Source organism: Caulobacter sp. (genome assembly GCF_965279145.1).
Classification (GTDB): Bacteria; Pseudomonadota; Alphaproteobacteria; order Caulobacterales; family Caulobacteraceae; genus Caulobacter.
On record NZ_OZ257139.1, the window covers coordinates 3,425,672 to 3,438,894 of the forward strand.

The following is a 13,223-nucleotide window of genomic DNA, read 5'->3' on the forward strand; positions in this document are numbered from 1 at the left end:
TCAGGGTTGAGGGGGGGGCGCGTAGGCCTGGGCCACCGACGGCGTGTAGACATAGCCGCCGCGCTTGAGATCCTGCGACAGCGTCAGGGGCGCCGCGCCGCCGTTCAGACGGGCGCGATAGACCATCGTCGTTTCCAGGGTCCGCATCACATAGTTGCGGGTTTCCGAGAACGGGATGCACTCGATGAAGTCCAGCGGGTCGGTGGCCGCGCCGCGCGGGTCGCCGCATAGCGTCGCCCACTGGGCCGGACGCCCGGGGCCGGCGTTATAGGCCGCCGCCGCCATGATGTACGAGCCGCTGAAGGTGTCGACCATGCTGCCCAGATAGGTCGAGCCCAGACGCATGTTGTACGAGGCTTCCGAGAGCCGTTCGACCGAATGGCTCTCGCCCAGTTGGCGGGCGACGATCGCGGCGGTGGGCGGCATCAGTTGCATCATGCCGCGCGCGCCGACGCCCGAGCGGGCGTTGGGGTCGAAATTGCTCTCCTGGCGCGAGATCGAATAGACGAAGGCCGTCTCGGCCGCGCCGGGACCCGGGGTGAAGTGGTGGTCCAGCAGCGGATAGCCGCGCTCGGGCAGGATGAAGCCGCGCTGGGCGGCCGTGCGCACCGCGCGCATGGCCAGATCCTGGTCGCCATAGCCGCGCGCCATGTCGACCAGCAGGGCCGACTCCTCGGCGTTGGGCAGGTTGTCGTCGATGAACAGCACCAGCGAGCGGAACTGATCGCGGGCGCCGATGTCGGCCATCATCCGCGCGGCTCGAACAAGTTCTCGGCCCATGAAGCGGGCGCGGTCGGCCTGGGTGATGGTCGGGTCTCGATCGAGCCGGATTTCGGTCAGGCCCGCCTTCTCGGCCGAAAGCTGACCATAGAAGGTGGTGATGTGGCGCGCGCCCTCGGCATAGAAGGACTGGGCCGCGATCGGGTCGCCTTGCGCCTCGGCGGCGCGACCCTGCCAGTAGAGGGCCCGGCCCTTGGTGATCGGCGAGGCGCCGATGGCGGCGATGGCGGCGAAGTGCCGGGCGGCCTCGTCGGGCCGCTTGAGCTTGGCCAGGGCGATCCAGCCGGCATAGAACTCGGCCTCGGCGGCGTCGGCGCCGGCGCTGAGGCCCGTGTTGTCGGCGGCGGAATAGGCGCCGGCGCTATCGCCGGCCTTCAGGGCCGAAACCACCAGCGCCCGGCGTTCCTTCCAGACCGCGGCGGCGGCCTCGTCGGTCGGGGGCGGCGAGGGGAAATAGGGAACCAGGGCCAGCGCCTGGGTGTCCAGGCCCTTGCGGCGCAGATAGGCCGCGCGCTCGAACGACACCCCGGGCGAAGCCTGATCGGCGGGCGTCAGGGATGAGTAGAGGTCATTGGCGTTGCCGGCGTTCTGGCGGAAGGCGATCCGCGTCCGCGCGGCGGCCTGCTGGTCGACCGGGAGCAGGGCGACGAGGTCGCGCGCCGCCGGACCCTGCTGGCCATACAGCAGGATGTCGGCGCGGCGGGCGTAGTCGTCGGCGGTCAGCATGGTCCCGAAGCGGGCGGCCATGCCGCGCTGGGCGTCGGCCTCGAACACCTTGTCGCGCCAGGTGCGACGGATCAGGTCGATGGCCATCTGGTTCTGGCCCGTCGCCTGATAGGCCGAGGCCAGGGCCATGGCCCCCTCGGCCGTGGCGGGCTGGCCGCCGCTGAACCAGGCGATGATGCGGGCGGGCTCAAGGCCCGAGACGGACAGCTGCTTTTCGGCGGCGCTCTCGCGCCGACCGGCGCGCGGCCAACCGGCGAGGTCGCGGCGGGCCGAATCGAGTTCGAAGAAGCTCATCGCTTCGGCGGAGCTGTCGACCAGCGCCCAGAGAGCGATCTTTTTGGCCAGGGGGTCCTGGAGGGCGCCCATGGCCAGGCGCGCGCGGCTCACGTCGCCGCTCTTCGCCGCGGCCAGGGCCGCGCGCAGGTTCTCCGCCTCGACATCCGACACGGTCCCGGGGATCGCGGTCGGCGGCGTGGTGACCAGCGAGGGACTGGTCGAGTAGGACGGCTGGTACGGAACGGGCCCGTTTGTCTGGGCGTCCGCGACGCCGCAGACCAGCGCGATGCTGGCGCTTCCGAGCACTATCCGACGCAACACTGAAGCCAAAACGCGGTCTCCTTAACTCACTACCGAATCGAACCGATGATCTTGCGATCCAGTAGGTTCGACGACACCTAAGGAACGGTTGTGGCGGCCTTGGGGCTTGACCCCCGCGCCTTGGCCCATCAAACCGCTGCCTGCTTCGACGCACCGGTTGCGGGGCGCCGGGGCGGCGACATACATATGTCCGCCCCAATCGTCCGGCCGCAACCTTCGCGGCGTCCTTCTCACGGCAAATTGCAAGTTATGGTCCATTCTCCGTTCAAGGGCGTCATTCCGGCCCTGGTCACGCCCTTCCGCGACGGCGCGGTGGACGAAGCGGCCTTTGTCGCCCTTGTCGAGCGCCAGATCGCGGGCGGCGTGCATGGCGTGGTGCCGGTCGGCACCACGGGCGAAACTTCCACGCTGAGCCATGATGAACACAAGCGCGTGGTCGAGCTTTGCGTGCAGACGGTCAAAGGCCGCGTGCCGGTGATCGCCGGCGCGGGGTCTAATTCGACCGACGAGGCCATCGAGCTGGCCGCTCACGCCAAGGCCGTCGGCGCCGACGCCGCGCTGGTGGTGACCCCCTATTACAATCGTCCGAGCCAGGAAGGCCTGTATCGCCACTACGAGGCGATCAACAACGCCGTTCAACTGCCTGTTCTCGTCTACAACGTGCCCAGCCGCGCCAGCGTCGACATCTCCAACGAGACCCTGGCGCGCCTGTCTAAGCTGCCCAACATCGTCGGCGTCAAGGACGCGACCGGCGATCTGGTTCGCGCCAGCATGCAACGCATCCAGTGCGGACCGGACTGGGTGATGCTGTCGGGCGATGACCCCACCGCGCTGGGCTACATGGCGCATGGCGGCCACGGGGTGATCTCGGTGACGTGCAATGTCGCGCCCGAAGCCTGCTCGGCCTTCATCAACGCCTGCCTGAACGGCGAGTGGGAGACCGCGCTCTACGGTCAGGACCGTCTGGTCAAGCTGCACAAGGCCCTGTTCCTGGATTCCTCGCCGGCGCCGACCAAGTTCGCCATGGCCCATCTGGGCCTGTGCGAGCCGGACGTGCGCCTGCCGATCGCGCCCTGCGCCGACGCGGTGAAGCCCGCGATCCTGGAGGCCATGCGCGAGGCGGGTCTGGTCTGATGACCAAGCCGATCGCGGAGAACCGGCGGGCCCGGTACGACTACTTCATCGAAGAGACCTTCGAGGCCGGCATCATGCTGACGGGCACCGAGGTCAAATCCTTGCGGGTAGGGCGCGCCAACATCGCCGAGTCCTACGCCTCGGTCGAAGGGCGCACGATCAAGCTGATCAACGCCGACATTCCGCCCTATGGCCACGCCAACCGGTTCAACCACGAGCCGCGCCGCCACCGCACGCTGCTGCTGCACAAGAAGCAGATCGAGAAGCTGATCGGCGCCGTCCAGCGCGACGGCCGGACCATGATCCCGCTCAAGCTCTACTGGAACGAAAAGGGCCTGGCCAAGCTGGAGATCGGCCTGGCCAAGGGCAAGAAGAACCACGACAAGCGCGAGACCGAAGCGGCCCGCGACTGGGCGCGCGACAAGGCGCGCCTGATGAAGGGCGACCGGGGCGACTAAGGTCGCTGGAGAAGCGCCAGACCCAGCGCCAAGCCGAGGGCGAAGGCGCTCGCGGCCAGCAGCAGCACGGCACGCAGGGTGCGAGGGGCGCTGGAGCGGGCCTCAGGCATCGGTCTGTCGCCGCATGTGCCGACTGAAAAAGGCGAGGGCGTCCGGCGCGAGCGCCCAGGTGTCGCCCGCCTGAGCGAGGGCGGGCTCCAGGTCCGCGCCGACGGCGTACTGGCAATGAAGACTTAGGGCGAGGCGCAACTCGCACAGCAAGGCCGGCGAGGCCCGCGGTTCCCCCCGGCGTCGGGCGATCCGGTCGGCGACCTGTTGCCGATCGGCCTCGCCGCCCAGCTCCACCAGAGCTTCGACGATCTCGCCGACGAGGGGCGAGGCCAGGCCATGACGCCTTGAACGGAACCCGCTCGCAAGGCCCAGTTGATCGGTCATCGCGGCGCCTAGCCTTGATGCATCGCGGTCTGGCTCACCCGCGAGGGGATACCCCGTTCGAAAAGTTGGGCGCAGATCGCCAGGGCGGTCTTGTAGGCGATCTCCTCGCTTTCAAAACGGCCCGTGACCTTGCCGGCTTCGGCCACTGTCCAGCCGCTCGGCGCGGGGATGACCTGGATGTCCTGATAAGCCTTGGAGATGTCGCTGTTCATCGGGGGCGCCGCTTTGAGGTTCACTTCCAAGCGTGAACGGAATCGAACGCGGCTTGAAACACGGGTTAACCTTAGTCCGTGGACTGCCGGTTCCAATGTTAACGATTGCAAACTCTCCCGCGGCGCGATTTTTGGCCGCGATGCTACCCGTTCGTGAGTGCCAGCATGGCGAAGGTCGCCAGCCAGTGCTCACCCATATAGTCGCCGGAAACGTGTGGTACGGCGGCTGAGAGATGGTTGAGGGCCGCGTTGACGGCCAGGGGCTTGGCAGGGTCGATCTCGGGCAGGGCGCCGGCCAGGGTCCGCCAGCACCAGGCGCGCGACAGGTTCAGGCCGTCCAGGTGTGCGATCTTGCCGTCGGTGCGATCGCTGACACGGGCGGGGGTGAACAGCGTCGACGGCTGCTTGCGGGCCAGATCGGGCAGGAAGCGCACGAACCAGACGTCGAAGGTGTCCTTGGGCAGCAGCCTCCGCATGGCCTCGGCCTCGATCAGGGCCGGCGACAGGAAGTCGTCGCCCGAAGGCTCCCACGCCTGGCAGGCGGCGTCCTGGCCGTACCAGATGATGGCCCGGGTGGTCAGAAGCTGACGGAACACCGCGTTGCCGGTCATGTCGGCATATTCGCTGGCCAGCACCAGGGCGAAGGCGGTGTTGGTGTGGACGCCGGCGCGCACCGGATAGTCGGCCAGGGGCAGGAAGGCCTCGAAGCGCTCGACGAAGGCGCGGGCCAGGGGCGCGTGGCGCGCGGCCCAGGGGCGATCCCTGTGCCGCATCAGTTCGGCCTGCAGCATCAGGCTCCAGGCCCAGCCATAGGGTCGCTCGAAGCCTCGGCTTTCCGGGCGGTCCAGATAGGCGAGTTCGCCTCCGACCTTGGCGTCGGTGAAGGCGTCGTCGAAGAGGGCGATGATCGCTTCGGCCTCGGGCATGTCAGGGCGGATGCGCAGCAGGGTGGCCAGCAGCCAGTAGCCGTGGACGCACGAGTGCCAGTCGAAGCTGCCGAAGAAGATCGGGTGCAGGTCTCGGGGCGTGCGCGCGTCGCCGTCGCCGCCCATCACATGGTCCAGCTTGTTGGGATATTCGCGGGCGATATGGCCCAGGGCGATCCTGGCGAACCGCGAGGCGGTCGAGCGCGCCAGGCTGGGGGCGCTAGACCCTGAAGGCGAGGACATTCATCAGGACCACGTTGACGACCAGCATGAGGACGGCGGTCGGCGCCTGGGCGCGGATCACGCCGTAGCGGTCCTTCAATTGCAACAAGGCCGCCGGCACAAGGTTGAAGTTGGCGGCCAGAGGCGTCAGCAGGGTTCCGCAGAAGCCCGACAGCATGCCGATCGCGCACACCACGGCCGGATCGCCGCCGAAACGGTGGATCACCAGGGGCAGGGCGATGCCGGCCGTCATCACCGGAAAGGCGGCGAAGGCGTTGCCCATCAGGATGGTGAAGCCGGCCATGCCCAGGCAGTAGGCTGCGACCACGGCGAAGCGGCTGTCGACGGGCGTCCAGGCCGCGGCCAACTCGCCGATGGTCTTGCCGACACCCGCGACGGCGAACACCGCGCCCAGCGCCGCCAGCATTTGCGGCAGCAGGGCGGCCCAGCCGACCAGGTCCATCAGACGGCGACCTTCCTGCAACGGCGCGGCGGCTGGTTGCCGAAACAGCGCCTGGGCCAGGATCGCGGCGACCACGGCGGCGAGGGCCAGCGCGATCAGTGTCGCGTTCTTGGCCTCGACCAGCGGCGCGCCGTGGATCGTCACGGCCTTGAACACGACCGTGCCGATCAGTGTGACGACAGGAATGACCAGGGCGGGCAGGAACAGCCGCGCGCCCAGGCTCCGGGCCATTTCGCGACGCTCATCCGGGGCGGTGGTCGCGGGCGCGCCGACGCCCAGCCGTCCCGTCCCGGCCAGAAGGGCCAGGCCAAGCACCAGAAAGCCGTTTCCCAGGTCGCCCAGATGGTCGCCCGCCAGGAAGCTGATCGCCACCAGGCCCCAGAAGGCGGCGTTGCCCCAGCGTTTGGCGTTGCTTCTGTCGGTGGCGCTGAATACCGCGAAGGCGGCGAACATCGCGCCGGCGATCAGATAGACCAGCGGCAGGCCGATCATGCTCCGGTCTCCGTGCTGGCGGCGGCCAGCCCGCGGTCGAACAGCAGCAGCCGCGCGCCGTGCACCAGGAAGGCGCAGATCGCGCTCGGAATGGCCCAGACCGACAGGTGCAGGGGCTCGACGGTGATGCCGCTCTGATCCAGGAAGCCGACGATCAGCAGGATCGAGCCGATGGCCATGAAGATGTCCTCGCCAAAGAACAGGCCGACATTGTCGGTGGCGGCGGCCATCGCCTTGACCCGTTCGCGGTCAGCCTCGTCCAGCGGCCCAGCGCCCTCGGCGGCGGCCTCGGCCATCGGCGCGACGAGTGGGCGGACCGTCTGGGCCTGTCCGGCGACAGATGTCAGGCCCAGGGCGGCGGTCAGCTGGCGCAGGACCAGATAGGCGATCAGGATCCGCCCGGCCGTCGCCGCCTTCAGGCCCTGGATGGTCATGCGGGCCTTTTCCTGCAGGCCGCAACGTTCCAGCACGCCGATGGCCGGCAGGACCAGCCAGGCGATGGTGACATAGCGGTTGGTGTTGAAGGCCTTGCCGAAGGCGGCCAGCACCTCGAGCGGCGACAGGCCGGCCGCCAGGCCGGACGTCAGGGCGGCCGCGACGACGACCAGCAGAGGATTGAAGCGCAGGGCGAAACCCAGGACGATCACCGCCACGCCCAGAAGGGTCAGCATGCCTGAAGTCTCCCACCCGACGATTCCCCGCAGACCGTCGGGGGTGCGGAGGCGACTGGCAAGGCCCGGGTTCCGTAAAGACGCGGACTTGACGCTCGACGCCCCCGGCGCGACCCTCAACTCAACAACGATAACTTAGGGAGGCCTCCCATGGCCGACGGATCCACGTCCATCAGCACCACCCTCAAGGGTAAGGTCAGCGAAGCCGAGTGGAAGGCCCGCGTTGATCTGGCCGCCCTGTATCGGCTCGTCGCCGTTCACGGCTGGGATGACATGATCTTCACCCACATCTCCGCCCGCGTACCGGGGCCGGAGCATCACTTCCTGATCAACCCTTACGGCATGTTCTTTGGCGAAATGACCGCCTCGTGCCTCGTGAAGGTCGATCTGGACGGCAACGTCATCGACAAGACGCCGTACTTCATCAATCCGGCGGGTTTCACGATCCACTCGGCCGTTCACGCCGCGCGTGAAGACGCTCACTACGTCATGCACCTGCATACCGACCAGGGCGTGGCGGTCTCGACCCATAAGGAAGGTCTGCTGCCGCTGGCGCAACAGGCGCTAATCGTCTTGCCTCAACTCGCCTATCACGATTATGAAGGCATTGCGCTCAATCTTGACGAGCGGGAGCGGCTGGTGGCCGATCTCGGCGACAAGAAGCTGATGATGCTGCGCAACCACGGAACCTTGTCGGCGGGGGCGACGGCGGCGGAATGCTGGATGGGAATGTTCTTCCTGGAGCGGGCCTGCGCCCAACAGGTGATGGCCCTGTCGGCGGGGCGCGACAATGTGATGATGGCGCCGGATCACGCCCAGGCCGAGGTGCGCGGCCAGACGGGCGGTGGTTTGGGCATGATCGCGGGCCTGGCCTGGCCGGGCTGTCTGCGCCTGCTGGATCGTCAGTCGCCGGGCTACGACGACTGACGCCAGGACAGGGTCGAAGATCAGCCGCCGCGATCCCGGTGATCGCGGCGGCTTTCTTTTGCGCTGTCGGCGACGAGGCCCTGGCCGGCGCCTGGCCGATGCCCAGGGGGCGGACCCAGATGATCGGCAAGGTCGAGGCGCAATCGGCGGACCAGCGGTTCGGTGACGATGGCGCGACCGGGGAGATCGAACGACGCGAGGAGAAGACCGCTTCGATCTTCGTCGAGCATGGCGTGACCGATCGCCTGACCCTGCAGGCCAAAGCCGGACTGACCCGCGGCCGGGATGGGTCCTCGCGCTACGAGGGGCGCGGTCCGGTTGAGCTTGGACTGCGCTATGCGGTGCTGAAGCGACCCCGAACCGTCGCGGCGATCTATCTTGGCGCGGCCGAGGCGGGAGACGGTCGCAACGCCGGCTATGCGGCGCCGGGGCAGGGCGAGCTCGATCTGGAGGCGCGGCTGCTTCTGGGGCGATCAGCGACAACCCGCTGGGGAGAAATCTTCTCTGATCTGCAACTGGCCCGTTTGCGGCGATCGGGTCTCGCCGACGAGACACGGATGGACGCGACGCTGGGCTTTCGCCCCGCCCGCGACTGGCTGGTGATGGCCCAGACCTATGCCGGCGAGGCGGACGCCCGGCCTCGAAAATCCAGTTGGGTAAAGGCCGAACTGTCTCTTGTCCGGAACTTCGGCGCCTGGAGCCTCCAGGTCGGATGGCGGGAAACGATCACCGGCCGGGAGATTGCCAGGGATCGCGGCGCGGTATTGGGCATCTGGCGCGGTTTTTGAGTGTTGCAGGACTGAAATGGTCCGTCATCCTGCTGTCACTGGACGCGGCTTTAGGGGGGCGGCATATGTCCCCGCACCTTGTCCCGTCCGCCGAATCCCTTCGGCGATTGGAGTCGCTTCCTTGATCCGCAGGCATTTCTTCCTCCTGGCGGCGCTGGCCGCTGTCGTGCTCATGCTCGTTGTCGGGGGCATGAAGCTGGCGTTCGGCCAAAAGGCCGCTGGTCAGGGTGGTCCCGGCGGGGGCGGCGGCGGACGGGCCACGAGCGTCTCTCAGACGGTCGTCTCGACCAAGACCTTCACCGATCGCATCGAGGTGCTGGGCGCGGCCAAGGGGCTGAAGTCGGTTACGATCACGTCCAACACCGCCGAGATGATCACGGCCGTGCACTTCAGCGACGGCCAGGCCGTTTCGCGCGGCCAGGTTCTGGTCGAGCTGAAGGCCGACTCCGAGGACGCGGGCATCGCCGAGGCCAAGGTTCGCCAGGCCCAGGCCGAGCGCGACTATCAACGCTGGAAGACTCTGGCCGATCGGGGCGTCGCGCCCCGCGTCACGGCCGAGCAGTATCTGGCCGCCCTTGAGACGGCGAAGGCCGGTGTCGCTTCGGCCCAGGCCCAGAAGCTGGACCGGGTGATCCGCGCGCCGTTCTCCGGCCGCGTGGGTATTTCCGATGTCGCGCCCGGCGCCCTGATCAGCCCAGGCACGGCCATCGTCAGCCTTGACGACGTTTCAGTGATCCGCGTCGATTTCTCGGTCCCTGACCGCTATCTGACGACCCTGCGCGAAGGCCTGCCGATTTCGGCGCGGCCTGACTCCCTGCCGGGCGAGACCTTCCAGGGCCGTATCGCCCAGATCGACACCCGCATCGATCCCACCACCCGCGCCGTGAAGGCCCGCGCCGAGTTCCCCAATCCGGGCGGTCGCCTGAAGCCGGGCATGCTGGTCAAGGTTTCGATCGATCAGGGCGTGCGCACGGCGCCCGCCGTGCCCGAGGCCGCCGTTCAGTTCGAAGGCACCCAGGCCTCGGTCTTCCTGATCGCCAAGGGACCAAAGGGCCAGGTCGCGCGTCGCACCAATGTCGAGACAGGGCTGGCCTCAGGCGGCTTTGTCGAAATTACCTCGGGCGTGAAGCCCGGGGACAAGATCGTGGCTGACGGCCTCAACCGCGTGCAGGACGGCGCGCCGATCGGCGGCGGTCCGGGCGGCAAGAAGCCTGGCCAGGGCGCCGGCGCTGCTGGTCGCAAGGCGAACTGATGATTTCGGATCTTTCCGTCCGCCGCCCGGTTTTCGCCGCCGTCGCGGCGATCATCCTGTGCGTCATCGGTCTGGCCGCCTTCACGGGCCTGCCGATCCGCGAGTTGCCCAATGTCGATCCGCCGGTGGTGTCGGTCTCGACCGCCTATCGCGGCGCCTCGGCCGAGGTGATCGAAGAGCGCATCACCCAGGTGATCGAGCGCCAGGTCTCGGGCATCCAGGGCATCGACCGGGTCAATTCCTCGTCGCGCGACGGCCGCTCGCAGATCAGCATCACCTTCACGCTCGACCGTGACCTGGACGACGCCGCCAACGATGTGCGCGACGCTGTCAGTCGGGTGTCGGCCAACCTGCCGGACCAGGCCGATCCCCCGCAGATCGCCAAGGCCACCGCCGACAGCTCGCCGATCATCATCCTGAACCTGACCTCGACCAGCCTGTCGCCGCTGGAGCTGGCCGACTATGCCGACCGCTATCTGGTCGAGCGGATGTCGACGGTGCCCGGCGTGGCCCAGGCCGGCCTGAACGGCCAGCTCTACGCCATGCGCATCTGGCTCAATCCCGACGCCATGGCCGCCCGCGGCGTGACCGTGGATGACGTCGAGAACGCCCTCAACAGCCAGAACGTCGAACTGCCCGCGGGGTCGCTGGAGAGCGACAGCAAGGACTTCACCATCCGGGTGACGCGCAGCTATTCCAAGCCCGAGGACTTCGCCAATCTGCCGCTGCGCGCGGCCAACGCCAGTGGCTTCGTGGTCAAGCTGGGCGACGTCGCGCGCGTGGAGGAGGGGTCCAACGAGCGCCGCAAGATCTTCCGCGGCAATACGGTCAATCAGGTCGGCATCTTCCTGACCCGCCAGTCCCAGGCCAATGACGTCGCCATCTCCAAGGTGGTCGACGCCGAGATCGCGGAAATCAACAAGACGCTGCCGGCCGGCACGAAGCTGATCAAGGCCGTCGACAACTCGATCTTCACCGCCGAGGCGATCCACGAGGTGTGGGTCACCATGGGCATCTCGATCGCCCTGGTCGCGATGGTCAACCTGCTGTTCCTGGGCAGTTGGCGCGCCGCCCTGATCCCCTCGATCATCGCGCCGATCTGTATCCTGTCGACCTTCATCGTCCTGGCGCCGATGGGCTTTTCGCTGAACCTGCTGACGCTGCTGGCCCTGGTGCTGGCCGTGGGCCTGGTGGTCGATGACGCCATCGTCGTGGTCGAAAACATCCAGCGCCGGGTCGACGAGGGCGAGCCGGCGCCGGTGGCCGCCCTGCGGGGCACGCGCCAGGTGTTTTTCGCTGTAGTCGCCACCACCGTCGTGCTGATCTCGGTGTTCGCGCCGCTGATGTTCCTGCCGGGCTATACGGGCCGTCTGTTCGTCGAGCTGGCCGTGGCCATCGCGGCGGCCGTGGCCTTCTCGGCCCTGCTGGCCTTCACCCTGTCGCCCATGCTGGCCTCCAAGCTGCTGCGCCCGGCGGGCACGGGCGGCTGGCTGGCCCGCAAGGTCGACTGGGCGATGGACAAGCTGAAGGACAGCTATCGGCACTCGCTGGAAGGCCTGCTGGCCACTCGATCCGCCAGCTGGGCGACCGGCGCGGTCGTGATTGTCCTGGCCGTGGCGGCTGGCGGTCTTTTTGTGATGCTGCCCAAGGAAATGGTCCCGGCCGAGGACCGCGGCCGCGTCGACATCAACATCAACGGACCCGAGGGCGCGGGCTTTGACTACACCGTCAAGGCGGCCAACGAGGTCGAGCGTCAGCTGGAAAAGTATCGCGCCGACGGCGTTGCGGAACGGACGATCATCTCGGTGCCGCGCTTTGGCCAGAGCCAGTTCAACACCGGCAACGGCGTGCTGGTGCTCAAGGACTGGGGCAAGCGTAAAAAGACCGCTGATGAAGTGGCCGCTGAACTCAACAAGACCCTGAGCAAGATCACCGGCGTCCGCGCCGTGGCCAGCGTGCGCGGCGCCTTCCAGCGCGGCGGCGGTGGCGGCGGCGGCACCAATGTCGACCTGATCGCGGTCGGCAATGACTATGTGGAGCTGGCCAACTGGCTCAAGCCGATGCTGGAAGCCGCCCAGGACAACCCGGGCCTGTCGCGTCCGCGCATCGACTACGAGCCGACCTCGCCCCGCCTGTCGGTGCAGATCGACCGTGACAAGGCCGCCAGCCTGGGCATCTCGGCCCAGTCCATCGGCCGGGCGCTGGAGACCATGTTCGGGTCGCGGCGCGCCACGACCTACATCAAGAATGGCCAGGAATACGACGTCATCCTGCAGTCCACCCTGGAGCAACGCCGCAGCGTCGCCGACCTGGACCAGCTGCAGGTGCGCACCCAGTCGGGAACCCTGGTGCCGCTGTCGACCGTGGTGACCACCCAGCTGCGTGGCGACACGCCTGATCGTCCCCGCGTGGACCGCCTCCGGGCGGTGACCCTGACCACGCAACTGGCGCCCGGCTACACCGTCGAGGACGCCGTGAAGTTCCTGCAGGAACAAGCCGCGTCGCGGCCGACCCCCGGCGTCAGCATCAAGTGGGGCGGCCAGGCCAAGGACTATCTGGAAGCGTCCGGCGCCGTGGGCATCGCGTTCGGCCTGGCCCTGCTGCTGGTCTTCCTGGTGCTGGCCGCGCAGTTCGAAAGCTGGATCCACCCGGCCGTCATCATGATGACCGTGCCGCTGGCGGTTCTGGGCGGGCTGTTTGGCCTGCTGATGACCGGCTCGACCATCAACACTTACAGCCAGATCGGCCTGATCATCCTGGTCGGCATCGCCGCCAAGAACGGCATCCTGATCGTCGAGTTCGCCAACCAGCTGCGCGACGAGGGCCTGAAGGTGAAAGAGGCTGTGATCGAGGCCGCCGCCCTGCGCCTGCGGCCGATCATCATGACCTCGATCGCCACCGCCATGGGCGCCCTGCCGCTGGTGCTGTGGACCGGCGCGGGCGCCGGCAGCCGCAAGACCATCGGGGCCGTGATCTTCATGGGCGCGATCTTCGCCACCCTGCTGACCCTGTTCGTCGTCCCGGTGTTCTACAACCTGCTGGCCCGCTTCACGAAGTCTCCGGAGTGGACGGCGCGGCAGATCGAGGACTATGAAGCCCGGGAACAAAGCGGTGAGGGGAAATCCTCACCGGCATAAACC

The 13,223-nt window shown here is 67.9% G+C and carries 12 protein-coding genes; 6 read left to right on the top strand and 6 right to left on the bottom strand.

Features of this window, described 5'->3' with window-relative positions; translation table 11 throughout:
* Nucleotides 1-2,112 carry a transglycosylase SLT domain-containing protein gene (locus ACQY9P_RS16000; RefSeq protein WP_421738222.1) on the bottom strand — a complete coding sequence of 704 codons (2,112 nt, stop codon included), beginning with the start codon at nt 2,110-2,112 and terminating at the stop codon, nt 1-3.
* Between the two features lie 240 nt (nt 2,113-2,352).
* Between ACQY9P_RS16000 and dapA the strand changes: the two genes are divergently transcribed.
* Nucleotides 2,353-3,237: a 4-hydroxy-tetrahydrodipicolinate synthase gene (gene dapA / locus ACQY9P_RS16005; protein WP_421738221.1), complete on the top strand. Its 885-nt coding sequence runs from the start codon at nt 2,353-2,355 to the stop codon at nt 3,235-3,237.
* Nucleotides 3,237-3,695, top strand: coding sequence for an SsrA-binding protein SmpB (gene smpB, locus ACQY9P_RS16010; protein ID WP_421738220.1), 459 nt, complete (start codon nt 3,237-3,239; stop codon nt 3,693-3,695). The genes dapA and smpB overlap by 1 nt, the downstream gene beginning before the upstream one ends.
* Nucleotides 3,696-3,797: 102 nt before the next feature.
* Here the strand turns inward: smpB and ACQY9P_RS16015 are convergent, their stop codons facing one another.
* The 5 genes from ACQY9P_RS16015 to ACQY9P_RS16035 all read right to left on the bottom strand — a co-directional run bounded on the left by ACQY9P_RS16015 (nt 3,798) and on the right by ACQY9P_RS16035 (nt 7,116).
* The gene (locus ACQY9P_RS16015; protein ID WP_421738219.1) at nt 3,798-4,130 is read right to left on the bottom strand and encodes a hypothetical protein; all 333 of its coding nucleotides are present in this window, start codon (nt 4,128-4,130) and stop codon (nt 3,798-3,800) included.
* Nucleotides 4,131-4,138: 8 nt separating this feature from the next.
* Nucleotides 4,139-4,342: a hypothetical protein gene (locus ACQY9P_RS16020; RefSeq protein WP_421738218.1), complete on the bottom strand. Its 204-nt coding sequence runs from the start codon at nt 4,340-4,342 to the stop codon at nt 4,139-4,141.
* A 143-nt stretch (nt 4,343-4,485) separates the two neighbouring features.
* Nucleotides 4,486-5,511 (bottom strand): DUF2891 domain-containing protein, encoded by a 1,026-nt coding sequence (locus tag ACQY9P_RS16025; RefSeq protein WP_421738217.1) that lies wholly within the window; start codon nt 5,509-5,511, stop codon nt 4,486-4,488.
* Complete coding sequence (locus ACQY9P_RS16030) at nt 5,489-6,445, bottom strand: DUF979 domain-containing protein (protein ID WP_421738216.1); 957 nt, start codon at nt 6,443-6,445, stop codon at nt 5,489-5,491. Before ACQY9P_RS16030 ends, ACQY9P_RS16025 begins: the two co-directional genes overlap by 23 nt.
* Entirely contained in the window at nt 6,442-7,116 is a 675-nt protein-coding gene (locus ACQY9P_RS16035) for a DUF969 domain-containing protein (protein WP_421738215.1), read from the bottom strand. The genes ACQY9P_RS16030 and ACQY9P_RS16035 overlap by 4 nt, the downstream gene beginning before the upstream one ends.
* 150 nt (nt 7,117-7,266) lie before the next feature.
* On the opposite strand from ACQY9P_RS16035, the gene ACQY9P_RS16040 reads away from it, so the two are divergent.
* From ACQY9P_RS16040 to ACQY9P_RS16055, 4 genes are all read left to right on the top strand, one after another.
* On the top strand, nt 7,267-8,043 hold the full coding sequence (locus tag ACQY9P_RS16040; RefSeq protein WP_421738214.1) for a class II aldolase/adducin family protein: 777 nt from the start codon (nt 7,267-7,269) through the stop codon (nt 8,041-8,043).
* Nucleotides 8,044-8,162: 119 nt separating this feature from the next.
* Nucleotides 8,163-8,831 (top strand): hypothetical protein, encoded by a 669-nt coding sequence (locus ACQY9P_RS16045; protein ID WP_421738213.1) that lies wholly within the window; start codon nt 8,163-8,165, stop codon nt 8,829-8,831.
* 121 nt (nt 8,832-8,952) lie between these two features.
* A complete protein-coding gene (locus ACQY9P_RS16050) occupies nt 8,953-10,083 on the top strand; it encodes an efflux RND transporter periplasmic adaptor subunit (protein ID WP_421738212.1) in 1,131 nt (376 codons plus the stop codon).
* Entirely contained in the window at nt 10,083-13,220 is a 3,138-nt protein-coding gene (locus ACQY9P_RS16055; protein WP_421738211.1) for an efflux RND transporter permease subunit, read from the top strand. The genes ACQY9P_RS16050 and ACQY9P_RS16055 overlap by 1 nt, the downstream gene beginning before the upstream one ends.
* Nucleotides 13,221-13,223 lie beyond the last annotated feature (3 nt).

What these genes read in the sequence shown, in the direction of transcription:
- ACQY9P_RS16040 (WP_421738214.1), top strand. Translation starts at nt 7,267, where the DNA reads ATGGCCGACGGATCCACGTCCATCAGCACCACCCTCAAGGGTAAGGTC.
- ACQY9P_RS16015 (WP_421738219.1), bottom strand. Translation starts at nt 4,130, where the DNA reads ATGACCGATCAACTGGGCCTTGCGAGCGGGTTCCGTTCAAGGCGTCAT.
- dapA (WP_421738221.1), top strand. Translation starts at nt 2,353, where the DNA reads ATGGTCCATTCTCCGTTCAAGGGCGTCATTCCGGCCCTGGTCACGCCC.
- ACQY9P_RS16020 (WP_421738218.1), bottom strand. Translation starts at nt 4,342, where the DNA reads ATGAACAGCGACATCTCCAAGGCTTATCAGGACATCCAGGTCATCCCC.
- ACQY9P_RS16045 (WP_421738213.1), top strand. Translation starts at nt 8,163, where the DNA reads ATGATCGGCAAGGTCGAGGCGCAATCGGCGGACCAGCGGTTCGGTGAC.
- ACQY9P_RS16035 (WP_421738215.1), bottom strand. Translation starts at nt 7,116, where the DNA reads ATGCTGACCCTTCTGGGCGTGGCGGTGATCGTCCTGGGTTTCGCCCTG.
- ACQY9P_RS16055 (WP_421738211.1), top strand. Translation starts at nt 10,083, where the DNA reads ATGATTTCGGATCTTTCCGTCCGCCGCCCGGTTTTCGCCGCCGTCGCG.
- smpB (WP_421738220.1), top strand. Translation starts at nt 3,237, where the DNA reads ATGACCAAGCCGATCGCGGAGAACCGGCGGGCCCGGTACGACTACTTC.
- ACQY9P_RS16025 (WP_421738217.1), bottom strand. Translation starts at nt 5,511, where the DNA reads ATGTCCTCGCCTTCAGGGTCTAGCGCCCCCAGCCTGGCGCGCTCGACC.
- ACQY9P_RS16030 (WP_421738216.1), bottom strand. Translation starts at nt 6,445, where the DNA reads ATGATCGGCCTGCCGCTGGTCTATCTGATCGCCGGCGCGATGTTCGCC.